Here is a 14,490-nt window from a genome sequence, read left to right on the forward strand (position 1 = left end):
CCGCGGGTATATGTTCCCCGCAGGACAGGTGATCCGCACCTGAGAAGGCGGGGCATGCGATGGATCCGAATCAGTCGTCGTTCGAGGGGCCGGTCTCTCCGGAGACCTCAGCCGGAGTGAGCATCCACAGCAAGAAGCTGCGCTCCAGACACATCACGATGATCACGCTCGGCGGGATCATCGGCGCGAGCCTCTTCGTCGGCTCCGGCAACATCGTCCGCGCCGTGGGCCCCGCCGCCGTGCTGTCGTACCTCATCGGCGGGGTGCTCGTCTTCCTCACCATGCGGATGCTGGGCGAGCTCGCCGCCGCACGCCCGGCGATCGGGTCCTTCATGGAGTACGCCCGCACCGGGCTCGGCGACTGGGCCGGCTACTTCGTGGGCTGGCTGTACTGGTACTTCTGGGTCGGCGTCATCGCGTTCGAGGCGGTCGTCGGCGGCGCGATCCTGAACGGGTGGATGCCCGGGGTGCCGCAGTGGCTGTTCTCCGTCATCCTGCTGCTGATCTTCACGGCGACCAACCTGATCTCGGCCCGGTCGTTCGGCGAGGTCGAGTTCTGGCTGGCGAGCGTCAAGGTCATCGCGATCGTGGTCTTCCTCCTCGTCGGCACCCTGTTCGCGCTCGGGCTCTGGCCCGGCGCCACGTTCGCCGTCGGCAACCTGTGGGAGCACGGGGGCTTCGCCCCCTACGGCTACTGGCCGGTGATCGGCGGGGTGGCGATCGTGATCTTCTCCTACTTCGGCACGGAGATCGCGGTCATGGCGGCCGCAGAGTCGGAGAACCCGTCCAAGGGCATCCGGCAGTCCACGACGACCGTGATCTGGCGCATCCTGCTGTTCTTCGTCGGCGGCGTGCTGCTGATCGTCACCATCGTCCCGTGGGACGAGCTGCCGGACCCGGCGGAGAGCGCTCCGTTCGCCTACATCTTCGGCCTGTTCGGCCTGCCGGGCGCTTCAGTCGTGATGAGCGCCGTCATCCTCACGGCGGTCTGCTCGGTGCTGAACTCCGGCCTGTATTCCGCCGCCCGGATGTTCGCCGCGATCGCGGACGAGGGACTCGCCCCGGGATTCGTCGCGAAGCGGGCGAAGTCCGGCGTGCCGGTGATCGCGGTGATCGCGTCCACCCTCGGCGGCTACGCCGCGGTGATCGTGAACTTCGCCGCTCCCGAGTCCGGCATCTTCGACTTCATCATGAACTCGGCGGGCCTGGTCGCGCTCTTCGTCTACGCGTTCATCGCGCTCACCCAGATCCGCACCCGCTCCCGGATGACCCCCGCCGAGCGCGATGCGCTCAAGATCAGGATGTGGCTGCATCCGTGGCTCGCGATCCTCGTGCTGGCGGGCATCGCCGGCATCGTCGTGGTGATGCTCGTCAGCAGCGACTCGAGTCGCACGCAGGTGTGGACGAGCCTGGTCTCGGTGGCCGTTCTCGCGGTGTTCTGGCCCCTGGTCTCGCGCAACCTGAAGAAGCGCGACGCCGCCACCGGCCGCACGGAGCACTCCTTCGCCGGCGTGCACGACCCCGGCGCCGACGAGACCGAGCACGGCGTGCACCAGTAACCGCCCAGGACGCGAAGAGGCCGGATGCTCCGCAGCATCCGGCCTCTTCGCGTCGGCGTCTCAGCGCAGCGCGTCGACGATGCCGTTCAGCGTGGCCGACGGGCGCATCACCGCGGCGACGAGCGCGTCGTCCGGACGGTAGTATCCGCCGATCTCGACCGGCTTGCCCTGCACCTCGTTGAGCTCGGAGACGATCTTCTCCTCGTTCTCGGACAGCGCGGCGGCGACGGGCGCGAAGGATGCGGCGAGCTCGGCGTCCTTCGTCTGCTTCGCCAGCTCCTGCGCCCAGTACAGGCTCAGGTAGAAGTGGCTGCCGCGGTTGTCGATCGTGCCGAGGGCCCGGCCCGGCGAGCGGTCCTCCTCGAGGAAGGTGCCGGTGGCGGCGTCGAGGGTCTCCGCGAGGACCCGGGCCTTCTCGTTGCCGGTGCGGTCGGCGAAGTGCTCGAGGGAGGCGGCAAGGGCGAAGAACTCACCCAGCGAGTCCCAGCGCAGGTAGTTCTCCTCGACGAGCTGCTGCACGTGCTTCGGCGCGGAGCCGCCCGCGCCGGTCTCGAACAGGCCGCCGCCGGCGAGCAGCGGGACGATCGAGAGCATCTTCGCCGACGTGCCGACCTCGAGGATCGGGAACAGGTCGGTGAGGTAGTCGCGGAGCACGTTGCCCGTGACCGAGATCGTGTCGAGGCCGTGGCGCATGCGCGCGAGCGTGTAGCGGGTGGCCTCCTCGGGGGCGAGGATCGTGATGGTGAGGCCCTTGGTGTCGAGCGTCGCGAGACCCTGGTGCACCTTCGCGATGATCTGGGCGTCGTGCGAGCGGTTCGCGTCGAGCCAGAACACGGCGGGGGCGCCGGTGGCGCGGGCGCGCCCGACCGCGAGCTTCACCCAGTCCATGACCGGGATGTGCTTGGTCTGCGTCGCGCGCCAGATGTCGCCCTTCGAGACCTCGTGCTCGATGAGCACCGTGCCCTCGCTGTCGAGCACCTGGACGACGCCGTCGGCGGCGATCTCGAAGGTCTTGTCGTGGCTGCCGTACTCCTCGGCGGCCTGCGCCATGAGGCCCACGTTCGGCACGGTGCCGATGGTGGCGGGGTCGAGCGGGCCGTTGGCGATGACGTCGTCGATCACGGCCTGGTAGACGCCGGCGTAGGACGAGTCGGGGATGACGGCCAGGGTGTCGGCCTCCTCGCCCTCCTTGCCCCAGAGCTTTCCGCCGTTGCGGACGAGAGCGGGCATCGAGGCGTCGACGATCACGTCGCTCGGGACGTGCAGGTTCGTGATGCCCTTGTCGGAGTTCACGTAGGACAGGCGCGGGCCCTCTGCGATGGCCTTCTCGAACGCGGCGGCGATCTCGTCGCCGCCGGCGATCTCGCCGAGACCGGTGAGGATCGAGCCGAGGCCGTCGTTGGCGTTCAGGCCGGCCTCCGCCAGCTGCTCGCCGTACTGCGCGAAGACGTCCTTGAAGAACGCCTTGACGACGTGACCGAAGATGATGGGGTCGCTGACCTTCATCATCGTGGCCTTGAGGTGCACCGAGTACAGCACGTCCTCGCTCTTCGCCGTCTCCAGCGTCTCGGCGAGGAACGCGTCGAGCTCCTTCGCGGAGAGGAAGGTGGCGTCGATGATCTCGCGCGGCAGGACCTTCAGGCCCTCCTTGAGGACCGTGACGGTGCCGTCGGCGGCGGTGTGCCGGAAGCTGAGGACGTCGTCGTGGGCGGCGACCCAGGAGCGCTCGTTGTGCTTGAAGTCGTCGTGCCCGAGGGTGGCGACGCGGGTCTTGGAGCCCTCCGCGAACGGCTTGTTGCGGTGCGGATGCTTCTTCGCGTAGTTCTTCACTGCCAGCGGAGCGCGACGGTCGCTGTTCCCCTCGCGCAGCACCGGGTTGACGGCGGAGCCCTTGATGCGGTCGTAGCGCGCGCGGACGTCCTTCTCCTCGAGCGAGGACGGCTCATCCGGGAACTCGGGGATGTCGTAGCCCTGCGCCTGCAGTTCGGCGATGGCCGCCTTCAGCTGCGGGATGGATGCCGAGATGTTCGGCAGCTTGATGATGTTCGCCTCGGGGAGCGTGGCGAGTCCGCCGAGCTCGGCCAGCGCGTCGCCCACCTGCTGCTCGGGAGCGAGCTTCTGCGGGAACGCCGCGAGGATGCGGCCGGCGAGGGAGATGTCTCGGGTCTCGACCTCGATTCCCGCCTGGCCCGTGTAGGCCTGGATGATCGGGAGGAAGGAGGCGGTGGCGAGCGCCGGAGCCTCGTCCGTATAGGTGTAGATGATGGCGTCGTCAGTCACCGGGAGGTTCTCCGTTCACGTGGCTATTTGTCTCGATACCAAGATACCTGAGCGGCTCTCCGCGTGCGGGTCCTGCAGTCTCCCTGCGTCCGGCAGCCGTGGGATCCGCGTTCCCCGGCGGCGAAATATGCGGGCATTGCGTGTGCAGTGGCCGGTGAGGGGCTAGCCTGGGAGCATGTCCGAACTGCGCATGGTCGAACTCTCCGCTGCGACGATCGTCGCGGTGAACAACCTGTCGCTCAAGCCCGGACAGGAGCAGTTCCTCGCACCCGTCTCCTATGGCATCGCGGCCACCGTGATCAACCCGGCGACCTCCTGGCAGCGCGTCATCCTCGACCGCAACGAGGTCGTCGGCTTCGTCAGCGCGAACTTCGACGAGGAGGCGCCAGAGGAGCACTTCCGCTCCGTCCTCTGGCGGATCAACGTCGACGCCGACGACCAGGGCCGCGGCGTCGGCCGCTTCGCGGTCGAGAACCTCGTCGAAGAGGCGCGTCGCCGCGGCGTGGACCACGTCAACGTGATCTACGAGGCGGGCGAGGGCGGACCGGAGGCGTTCTTCCATCGCGTCGGCTTCAAGCCGGTCGGCGAGACAGCCTACGGCGAGGTCATCGCGGAGATCCGCGTCGCCCCTTGAGCCGGCGGCGGGGTCTCGAATCCCCTCCCCCATCGAGACTCCGTCGCCTTGACCCGGCCCCGAGCATGCTGCGCATGCCCGGGGCCTTCTCGTCGGCGACGACGACGGCCGTCGTCTGTCCGGTCCGGTGGCAGGGGCCACGGTCGCTCAGCGGCCGGGGCGCTTCCGGTTGGTCCAGGCGTCGATGACGGATGCCGCCGCCTCGGCCGCCCGGCCGATCGCCTCGGCCGAGCGGCCGAGCGCATCCTGCGCGGCATCCTGCCAGGCGGGCGCCGGCGGGGCCTCCCCGGCCTGCACCCGTGCGGCGTGCTCGGCGGCCTCGAAGGCGCGCTCGAGCTCGGCGACCGCATCCCGGTAGGCGGCGAACTCGGCGGGCGTGACGCGGCCGGTCGTGGTGCGCCGCAGTTCGGTCGCGTGCCCGGCCGCGCGCAGGTACGCGGCCGTGGCCGGATGCCGCACGTCGGTCATCCCCGGATAGGCGATCTGCAGCGCCGGGTCGGTCTCGTAGCGCATCCAGCGTGCCGTGATTCCGTCGTGCTCCGCGTGAAGGCGCTCCAGCGGCCGGGGGGCGGAGGCCCCGGGTATGGCCGCTCGCGCCGCGTTCAGCCGCACCTGGCGTGCGCGGACGTCGGCGGCCGCCGCCTTCGCATCGCGCTCCTTCTCGCGCAGCATCCGCTTGGCGCCGGCCACCTGCTCTGCGGTGGCGCGACGCGCGCCGCGTTCGGCCGCCACCCGCGCGTAGTCGGCACGGGCGACCTTCACGGCCACGCGGCGCTCTGCCGCGGCCTGCCGTGCGGCCCGCAGGTCGTGACGGGCGGCGTCGTAGGCGAGCCGGCGTCCGCCCGCCCTGCTCCGCCGCCGCACGCCGATCGCGCCCGCCGTACCGGCACCGGCAGCGACGGGCGCGATCCACCACCACTCGGCGAGGAGCAGCACGGGGTCCATGGACTCGATGCTAGACGAGGGTCTCCTGCCAGGCCGCGTGCAGCTGGGCGAACTTGCCCGTGCCGCCGATGAGGGCGTCGGGCGTGTCGTCCTCGATGATCCGGCCGTGCTCCATCACGAGCACGCGATCCGCGATCGCGACCGTCGACAGGCGATGCGCGATGATGATCGCCGTGCGGTCCTTGAGCAGCGTCTGCAGAGCATCCTGGATCAGGCGCTCCGACGGGATGTCCAGGGAGGCGGTCGCCTCGTCGAGGATCAGCACCGCGGGGTCGGCCAGGAAGGCGCGCGCGAACGAGATCAGCTGGCGCTGACCCGCCGAGACCCTGCCGCCGCGCTTGTTCACGTCGGTGCTGTAGCCGTCGGGCAGCGAGGAGATGAACTCGTCCGCTCCCACCGCCCGGGCGGCCGCCCGGATCTCGTCGAGCGTCGCGTCCGGCTTGCCGAGCGCGATGTTGTCGGCGACGGTCCCGCTGAACAGGTACGCCTCCTGGGTGACCATCACGATCGCCCGGCGCAGGTCCTTCGGGTGCAGCGTGCGCAGGTCGATGCCGTCGAGGGTCACCCGGCCCTTCGTCGGGTCGTAGAACCGCGAGATGAGCTTGGCCAGCGTCGACTTGCCCGCACCGGTCGTGCCGACCAGGGCGACGGTCTGCCCCGCGGGGATGTCCAGCGAGAAGTCCGGCAGGATCGTCTTCTCGCCGTTGTACCCGAAGGTGACCCCGTCGAACTCGATGTGCCCGCGCGACTCCCACAGGTCCACCGGCTTCTCCGGGTCGGGCACCGTCGGCACCTCCTCGAGGACTCCCGACACCTTCTCCAGCGCGGCGGTGGCCGACTGGTAGGAGTTCAGGAACATCGCGATCTCCTGCATCGGCGCGAAGAAGTTCCGCACGTACAGCACGGCCGACAGCAGCACGCCGACGGTGAGCGTGCCGGTGGAGACCCGGATCCCGCCCCAGAGCACGACGAGCCCGAGGGTGAGCGCGGCGACCCCCATCAGCCCGGGCTCGAAGGTTCCGAAGAGCAGCATCGAGCGCCGGTTGATGTCGCGGTAGTCACCGGCGACCTTCTGGAAGGTCACGTCGTTGCGGGGCTCCTTGCGGAACGCCTTGACAGCGCGGATGCCGGTCATGGTCTCGACGAACTGCACGATGACCTTCGCGCTGATCACCCGCGACTCGCGGTACACGAGCTGCGAGCGGGTGTAGAACCAGCGCATCAGCAGGAACAGCGGGACGCCGGCGAGCGTGAGGATCACGCCGGACTGCCAGTCCCAGATGACGAGCGCGATGAACGTGAAGGCCCCGAACAGCACGCCGGAGACGAGATTGTTCAGACCGCCGTCGAGCAGTTCCCGGATCGAGTCCAGGTCGCTCGTCTGACGCGAGATGATGCGGCCGGACGTGTACGACTCGTGGAACTCGAGGCTCAGCCGCTGCGTGTGCAGGAAGATCCGCTTGCGCAGGTCCAGCAGCACCGCCTGGGTGATGCGCGCCGCGATCATCACGTACCAGGCGATGAGCACGGCGGCCGCGGCCCCCGCGAACAGGTAGACGAAGCCGACCATCAGCGTCGGCATCCAGTCGGCGCGCTCCAGCACGGCGGGCAGGGCGCGGTCCAGTCCGATGCTGATCAGGATCGGCCCGGTCACCTGCAGCGCGGTGGAGACCACGAGCACGACGGCGGCGAGGATGACCTGCGGCCGCAGCGGGCGCACGAGGGAGCCCAGCAGCCGCAGCGAGCGGCGGCGGATCGCCCTGCTCTCCTCGCGGGTGTAGCGGGAGCGGTCCTCGTCACGGGTTCCGGTGATCGCGGAGCTCATGCCTGCACCTCCTCTTCGGTGAGTCGTTCTTCGTCGGCGGCATCGATCTCCTCGAGCTCGGCATCCGCGTCTCTGATGATCGGGATCGCGCCGGTCCTCGCCGCCTCCTCCGCCTCGAGGCTGGAGATGACGTGCCGGTAGTGGCGGCTGGTCTTCAGCAGCTCGGCGTGCGTGCCGACAGCGGTGATGCGGCCGGCCTCGAGCAGCGCCACCCGGTCGGCGAGCGCGACCGTCGAGGGACGGTGCGCGACGATCATGGCGGTGGTGTCGGCGAGGACGTGCCGCAGCGCCTCCTCCACGAGCGCCTCGGTGTCGACGTCGAGGGCCGACAGCGGGTCGTCGAGCACGAGCACCCTCGGCTTCGCAGCGACGGCCCTGGCGAGGGCGAGCCGCTGGCGCTGTCCGCCGGAGAGGCTCAGGCCCTCTTCGCCGATGATCGTCTCGACCCCGTCGGGCAGCGCGTCGACGAAGCCGGCCTGGGCCACGCCCAGCGCCTCCCGGAGCACGCGCTCGCCCTCCTCGCTGTAGATGTCGAGATCCGCGCGGCCGAGCAGCACGTTCTCCCGCACGGATGCCGAGAACAGGGTCGCGTCCTCGAACGCCATCGCGATGTGCTGGCGCAGCTCTGCCAGGGGCAGGTCGCGCACGTCGACGCCGTCGAGCGTCACGCGACCGCCGGTCACGTCGTACAGGCGCGTCGGCAGGGTGGTGAGCGTGGTCTTCCCGCTGCCGGTGAGACCCACGAGCGCCATCGTCTCCCCCGGCCGCAGCACGAGATCGATGCCGTCGAGCAGGTCGCGCTCCTGGGCCCCTGCGTCCTGATACCGGAAGTGCGCGTTCTCGAAGGCGAGCTCGCCGCGGGGCTCGGTGATGTGCAGGGGGTGTTCCGGATCGGTGATCGTGTTCGTCTCCGAGAAGATCTCGAAGACGCGGTCCGTGGCCGTGCGGGCGTCGAGCATGAACGAGAACAGGAAGCCGATGGACTCGATCGGCCAGCGCAGCACCGTCGCCATCGCGAAGAACGCGAACAGCTCGGGCAGCTCGATCGCCCCCTGGGCGATCAGCCAGATGCCGGACATCAGGCTGAGGCCGAAGGCGATCTGCGGCATGAGGTCGAGCCAGAACCAGATCGAGGCGATCGCGCCGGCCTTGCTCATCTCGGTCTCCCGCAGCGTCTCGGCCTGACGGCTGAAGCGGCTGAGCGCGTGCTTGCCGCGTCCGAACGCCTTCAGCACGCGGATGCCGTGCACGCTCTCCTCGACGCTGGTGGCGAGATCGCCGGCCTGGTCCTGGCTGCGCCGGGTGAGCGCGCCGTAGCGCTTCTCGAAGAGGTAGCCGCGGATCCACAGCGGGATCGCCGTGACGAGGAAGATCGTGCCCAGCAGCCAGTGCCAGCGGAACAGGAGCACCGAGCCGATGATGATCGTGAGGACGTTGACGACGAGCAGCACGAGGCCGAACGCGAGCCAGCGGCGGATCAGGCCGATGTCCTGCATCATGCGGCTCAGCAGCTGACCGGACTGCCAGCGGTCGTGGAAGGCCACGGGCAGCGTCTGCAGACGCGAGTAGAGCTGCGTGCGCATCTGGTACTCCACCTCGGTGGCCGGGTTGAGCACGAACTGGCGGCGCAGCCACACCATCACGGCTTCGCCGACGGCGAGTCCGAACACGGCGGCGGCGCCCCAGGCGATCGCGCCGATCTCACCGGACTGCACGGGCCCGCGGATGATCTGCTCGAGCACGATGGGGATCATCAGCGCGATGACGGCGGCCGCGAGCGCGCTGGCGGCACCGCCGGCGAGGCGCCAGACGACCGGCCTGACGAAGGGCTTGAGGCGCCACAGGGCGGCCGGCGTGGAGAGAGCGGAGGACGGGGACGTGTTCTGCGATGAAGGCGAGGAAGACATGTCTCTCAGATGAGTTCGTATGGAAAGCGGTTGCTGAACGAGGTGCGGATGCGAGAGGGACTCGTCGAGTCCGGCATCCGATGCGGATGGGGCGGGGCGGCTCTACGCGGAGAGCGGGCGCGCCGGGGTCGAGCCGAGAGCTGCGATCTGCGCGTCGGCGATCGTGGTCATGATGTCCTCCTCAGGCTCGGGCGATGTCGGACCGGTCGGCGCGACAGCCCACCAGCCTATTCCTGTGAACAAGCTGGGCGCAAGAGTGATTCCCGGCGCGTCTGCGTGGCCGCATCCGATGCGCTTCTGCCACATCCCCGCTGCGGTCGCAGTTCGGCACAGTGCCGCGGCCCCGCACCGGCGCCAACTGCGACCGGAACCCCGTCATCGGCGCTCCGTCCATCGGATCCGACCAAGAACGACAGCGCGGTTCGGCGATCCCGACAGCCCGGTGGCCGAGGGCACGACTCAGTATTGATCCGCGGGACCGCGCCGGTTCCACGGGCATGCCACAGCGAAGGAGCACCGATGCCGGAACGCGTCGCCGCCATGGTCGCGGACATCCAGCACCTGGTGCGCTGCGAATCCCCGTCCGACGACCTGGAGGCCGTCGCCCGCAGCGCCGATGCGGTCGCCGCGATGGGTGCCCGGCTGCTCGGCACCGCCCCGGAGCGCATCGTCCTCGACGGGTGCACCCACCTGCGCTGGCGCTTCGGCGAGGGCTCGAAGGTGCTGCTGCTCGGACACCATGACACCGTCTGGCCGCTCTCCACGATCGACAGCCACCCCGCGGATGTCGTCGACGGAAGGCTGCGCGGCCCCGGCTCCTTCGACATGAAGGCCGGGCTGGTGATCGCCTTCCACGCGCTCGCGGCCCTCCCCCGGCTCGACGGGGTGACGCTGCTCATCACCGGCGACGAGGAACCGGGCTCGCAGACGTCCCGCGGGCTCATCGAGGAGGAGGCGCGGCGCTGCGCAGCCGCCCTCGTGCTCGAGGCCGCCGGCCCCGGCGGAGCACTCAAGACCGCGCGCAAGGGCGTCTCCCGTTACGAGATCCGTGTGCGCGGCCGCGCGGCGCACGCCGGCCTCGAGCCCGAGCAGGGGGTGAACGCGACGATCGAGCTCTCCCATCAGATCCAGGCGGTCGCCGATCTCGCCGACCCCGCTCGCGGCACCACGGTCACGCCGACGCGCACCCGGGCCGGCACCACCTCCAACACGGTCCCCGCGCACGCCTCGTTCACCGTCGACGTCCGCGCCAGGACCGCGGCGGAGCAGCACCGCACACATGAGGCGATCCTCGGCCTGACCCCCCGCATCGACGGGGCCGCGGTGACCGTCCACGGCGGGATCAACCGCCCGCCGCTCGCACCGGAGTCGTCGGCCGCCCTGTTCGCCCGCGCCGCGCGGATCGCCGAGCGCCTCGGCATCCGTCCGCTGCAGGAGATGGCGGTGGGCGGCGCCTCCGACGGCAACTTCACGGCGGGGGTCGGCACGCCGACTCTCGACGGCCTCGGAGCGGTCGGCGGCGGGGCGCACGCCGACGACGAGCATGTCGTGGTCGGCGAGCTCCCCGACCGGGCACGCCTGCTCAGCGCGCTCGTCGCCGAGCTCCTCGAGGAGGAGGAGCCCACGCCGCCTTCGCCCCGTGCGGGGAAGGCGGCCGTGCGATGACGGCGGATGCACACAGGCAGGCCGACCGCGACGCCGAAGCCGCGGCCTCCCGATCGGGGCTGGGCATCCGGCTGCTCGATCGCATCGAGGATCACGCCGAGGTGCGTGCGCTCATCGAGGAGGTGTGGCGCACCGGTGAGCGCAATCCTCCGGTGACTGCGGACATGCTCAGCGCGATCCGCACCGCCGGCGGCTACGTAAGCGGCGCGTTCGACGATCGCGGGCTCGCAGCGGCCTGCCTGGGGTTCTTCGGCCCGCCGGCAGGGCGCCGCCTGCACAGTCACATCGCCGTCGCCCACCCGCGCACGCGCGGCAGCGGCATCGGCACCGCGCTGAAGCTGCATCAGCGGGCGTGGGCCCTGCACCAGGGCGCGAGGACCATCACCTGGACGTTCGATCCGCTCATCCGCCGCAACGCCTGGTTCAACCTGGGCAAGCTCGCCGCCGGGGTCGGCGGGTACCTGCCCGACCTGTACGGCACGATGGACGACGCGATCAACCGAGACGACATCACCGACCGCGTGCTGGCCCGCTGGCCCCTGACGGATCCGGCCGTCACCGCGGCGGCCGCAGGCCGGCCGAGTGTCCTCCGCATCTCCGACCTGCCCGACGCCGTCATCGCCGTCAGCGAGGGCGCCGACGGCAGGCCGGTCCTCGGCACGACCGACGCGCCGACGGTGCTCGTGGGGGTACCGGCCGACATCGAATCCCTCCGCGAGACCGACCCCGCGGCATCCGCGGCCTGGCGTCTCGCGATCCGGCAGACCCTCGGCGTCCTGCTCGCCGAGGGCGCCGTCGTGCGCGGCTTCGACCGCGACGGCTGGTACATCATCGACAGAACGGAGAAGCCATGAAGCTCGAGGGCGTGGAGATCGTCCGCATCGCGATGCCGCTGGTCGGGGCCTTCCGCACCTCCTTCGGCACCGAGGCCGTGCGGGAGACGATCCTGCTGCGGGCCGTCACCGACGAGGCCGAGGGCTGGGGCGAGTGCGGGGCCGGCGAGGCGCCGCTGTACTCCGGGGAACACACGGACGGCGCCGCCGATGTGCTCCGCCGGCATCTGATCCCGGCGCTCGCCGGCGTCGCGGACCTCGACGCGCACAGCGTGACCCCGGCTCTCTCCGCGTTCAAGGAGAACCGGCTCGCGAAAGCCGTGCTGGAGACCGCGATCCTCGACGCCGACCTCAGGGCGCGCGGCATCCCGCTCTCCTATGCGCTGGGCGCGGTGCGGCGCTCGGTGCCGAGCGGCGTCTCCATCGGGATCGCCGACTCGGTGCCCGAGCTGCTGGACACGGTCGGGCAGCACCTCGCCGAGGGCTACCTGCGGATCAAGCTGAAGATCGAGCCGGGCTGGGACGTCGAGCCGGTGCGCGCGGTGCGGGAGCGCTTCGGCGACATCATGCTGCAGGTCGACGCGAACGCCGCCTATGAGCGCGGCGACATCGACGACCTCCTCGCTCTCGACGCCTTCGGCCTGTCGCTCGTGGAGCAGCCGCTCCCCGCAGACGATCTCCTCGGGCATGCGATGCTCGGCCGCCGTCTGGCCACCCCGATCTGCCTCGACGAGTCGATCCTCTCCGCCCGGTCGGCGGCCGCCGCGATCGAGCTCGGCGCGTGCCGGATCGTGAACATCAAGCCGGCCCGCGTCGGCGGGTACCTGGAGGCCCGGCGCATCCACGACCTGTGCGTCGCTCACGGCGTGCCGGTGTGGTGCGGCGGGATGCTGGAGACCGGCATCGGCAGGGCCGCGAACGTGGCGCTCGCCGCACTGCCCGGCTTCACGCTCCCCGGCGACACCTCCGCCTCGGCGCGGTACTTCCGCGAGGACCTCACCGAGCCGTTCCTCCTCGTGAACGGGCACCTCGAGGTTCCGACGGGTCCCGGCATCGGCGTGACTCCCGACCCCGATCGCCTCGCCGAGGTCACCGTGGCCAGGGAATGGGTTCCGGTCCGATGATCACCGTGCCGCATCGCGCAGGCCGGGGCATCGCCCGGCCGCTCCCTGGTGCGGCCCCGGTGCTAGCCTCACAGGAATGCGAGGAGTCCCGATGAGCCATCGGCCACAGACGAGCCTCGTCCGCATCATGGAGGAGCTCGGCAGCACCCTCCTCGACGTGATCGCCGGCGAGATCGACCCCGACCGCAGCGTCGAGGCGATCGTCATCCACGACCCGCTCGACGAGCCGGACGCTCCGCGCGGCGGGATCGTCCTCGGCGTCGGCATCCAGGAGCCCGCGGAGGCCGCACGCATCCTCTCCCGTCTCGGGCTCACCGGCACCGTCGGCCTCGTGGTGCGCGCGCCGTTCGCCGTCGACGAGGAGGTGCGGGCCGCAGCGGAGAGCTCCGGTGTCGTGCTGCTCTCGCTCACCCGCGGCACGGCCTGGGCGCACCTGGCCGGCATGTTCCGCTCGCTGATGACGCCGGGCGGGCCCGATGACGCCCGGCCGGTGACCTTCGGCGGCATCCTCGCCGGCGACCTGTTCGCGATGGCGAACGCGATCGCGGCCCTCGTCGAGGCTCCCGTGACGATCGAGGACCGCAACTCGCAGATGCTCGCCTTCTCGAGCACGCAGGAGCCCCGTTCCCCCGCCGCTTCACGGGGACGGCAGCTGCCCCCGCATTACACGCGCCTGCTCGAAGAGGCCGGGGTGTTCCAGGAGATCACCCGCAGCGAGAGCCCCGTGGTGGTGTCCGCTCCGGCCGACGACCTCGCCGCCCTGGAGGACCAGCGCACCGTGATGGCCGTGCGCGCCGGTGACGAGGTCCTCGGCACGATCTGGGTCACGTCCCCCGCCCCGCTCAGCGAAGAGCACCTGCGCGTGCTGCGCGACTCCGCCCGGCTCGTCGCCATGCACATGGTCTGGCAGCGCACGGATGCCGACGTGGAGCGACGGCTGCGGGCCGACCTCCTCCGCACCGCGCTCGACGGCGGGCCGGCCGCAGCCGAGGCGGTGCACCGGCTCGGCCTGCGCGAGGAGCCCTCGGTGGTGCTGGCGCTCTCCCTCCACGCCCCGGCGACCGACCAGCTCCCGCATGCGGCGCTGGCCGCCGAGCGCAAGCGGATCGCCGACGCCTTCTCGGTGCACCTGCTGTTCGCGCATCCCCGGTCGACGGTCGGGCTCATCGGCGAGGTCGCGTACGGCGTTCTCCCGGTCTCCGCCGCCGTGGACGAGGCCGAGGAGAGCGCGGTGCGCCTGGCGAAAGAGTTCCTCACCCGGGTGCGCTCCTCGCAGACGCCGTTCATCGGCATCGGCAGCGTCGTGCAGGAGACCGCGCAGCTCCCGCGCTCGCGCTCCAGCGCCGACCGGGCGCTCCGGGTGCTGCGGGCGGACGTCGTCGACCGGCAGGTCGCGCGCCTCGAGGACGTACACGCCGAGGCGCTGCTGCTCGAGCTCTCCGTGCCGGCGCGGGACGTGCCGTCCGGACCGCTCGCCCGGCTCATGGACTACGACGCCGCGCACCAGGCGAGCCTCGTCGACACACTGCGCGCCTGGCTCGATGCCATGGGCGACGTGACGCTCGCCTCGCAGGCGATGTACGTGCATCAGAACACGTTCCGGTACCGCCTGCGCCGCGTCGCCGAGGTCGGCCGGATCGACCTGGACGACCCGAGCGCGCGCTTCGCGGTGCAGCTGCAGCTCCGGCTGCTCGCGATCGCCCCCGACCGCTGACCGG

At 70.9% G+C, this 14,490-nt stretch carries 10 protein-coding genes; 6 read left to right on the forward strand and 4 right to left on the reverse strand.

The window, feature by feature from the left end:
- Nucleotides 1-59: 59 nt before the first annotated feature.
- Complete coding sequence (locus G6G98_RS06280) at nt 60-1,559, forward strand: amino acid permease (RefSeq protein WP_084788206.1); 1,500 nt, start codon at nt 60-62, stop codon at nt 1,557-1,559.
- Between the two features lie 60 nt (nt 1,560-1,619).
- Here G6G98_RS06280 and G6G98_RS06285 read toward each other — a convergent pair whose 3' ends face one another.
- On the reverse strand, nt 1,620-3,839 hold the full coding sequence (locus G6G98_RS06285; RefSeq protein WP_164233130.1) for an NADP-dependent isocitrate dehydrogenase: 2,220 nt from the start codon (nt 3,837-3,839) through the stop codon (nt 1,620-1,622).
- Between the two features lie 175 nt (nt 3,840-4,014).
- On the opposite strand from G6G98_RS06285, the gene G6G98_RS06290 reads away from it, so the two are divergent.
- A complete protein-coding gene (locus G6G98_RS06290; protein ID WP_067349738.1) occupies nt 4,015-4,473 on the forward strand; it encodes a GNAT family N-acetyltransferase in 459 nt (152 codons plus the stop codon).
- Nucleotides 4,474-4,620: 147 nt separating this feature from the next.
- Here the strand turns inward: G6G98_RS06290 and G6G98_RS06295 are convergent, their stop codons facing one another.
- Genes G6G98_RS06295 through G6G98_RS06305 form a run of 3 tightly spaced genes read right to left on the reverse strand, consistent with a single transcriptional unit; the run spans nt 4,621 to nt 9,150 of the window.
- Nucleotides 4,621-5,418, reverse strand: a complete 798-nt coding sequence (locus G6G98_RS06295; protein ID WP_067349736.1) for a hypothetical protein — start codon at nt 5,416-5,418, stop codon at nt 4,621-4,623.
- A 10-nt stretch (nt 5,419-5,428) separates the two neighbouring features.
- Nucleotides 5,429-7,243, reverse strand: coding sequence for an ABC transporter ATP-binding protein (locus G6G98_RS06300; protein WP_067349733.1), 1,815 nt, complete (start codon nt 7,241-7,243; stop codon nt 5,429-5,431).
- Nucleotides 7,240-9,150, reverse strand: coding sequence for an ABC transporter ATP-binding protein (locus G6G98_RS06305; RefSeq protein ID WP_067349730.1), 1,911 nt, complete (start codon nt 9,148-9,150; stop codon nt 7,240-7,242). Before G6G98_RS06305 ends, G6G98_RS06300 begins: the two co-directional genes overlap by 4 nt.
- Nucleotides 9,151-9,669: 519 nt before the next feature.
- Between G6G98_RS06305 and G6G98_RS06310 the strand changes: the two genes are divergently transcribed.
- From G6G98_RS06310 to G6G98_RS06325, 4 genes are all read left to right on the forward strand, one after another.
- Nucleotides 9,670-10,815: a M20 family metallopeptidase gene (locus G6G98_RS06310; RefSeq protein ID WP_067349727.1), complete on the forward strand. Its 1,146-nt coding sequence runs from the start codon at nt 9,670-9,672 to the stop codon at nt 10,813-10,815.
- Nucleotides 10,812-11,669 (forward strand): GNAT family N-acetyltransferase, encoded by an 858-nt coding sequence (locus G6G98_RS06315; RefSeq protein ID WP_164233128.1) that lies wholly within the window; start codon nt 10,812-10,814, stop codon nt 11,667-11,669. Before G6G98_RS06310 ends, G6G98_RS06315 begins: the two co-directional genes overlap by 4 nt.
- Complete coding sequence (gene menC, locus G6G98_RS06320) at nt 11,666-12,772, forward strand: o-succinylbenzoate synthase (protein WP_164233126.1); 1,107 nt, start codon at nt 11,666-11,668, stop codon at nt 12,770-12,772. The genes G6G98_RS06315 and menC overlap by 4 nt, the downstream gene beginning before the upstream one ends.
- A gap of 91 nt (nt 12,773-12,863) precedes the next feature.
- The gene (locus G6G98_RS06325) at nt 12,864-14,486 is read left to right on the forward strand and encodes a PucR family transcriptional regulator (protein ID WP_164233124.1); all 1,623 of its coding nucleotides are present in this window, start codon (nt 12,864-12,866) and stop codon (nt 14,484-14,486) included.
- Nucleotides 14,487-14,490: the final 4 nt, after the last annotated feature.

This window comes from Microbacterium hydrocarbonoxydans (assembly GCF_011752045.1).
GTDB lineage: Bacteria > Actinomycetota > Actinomycetes > Actinomycetales > Microbacteriaceae > Microbacterium.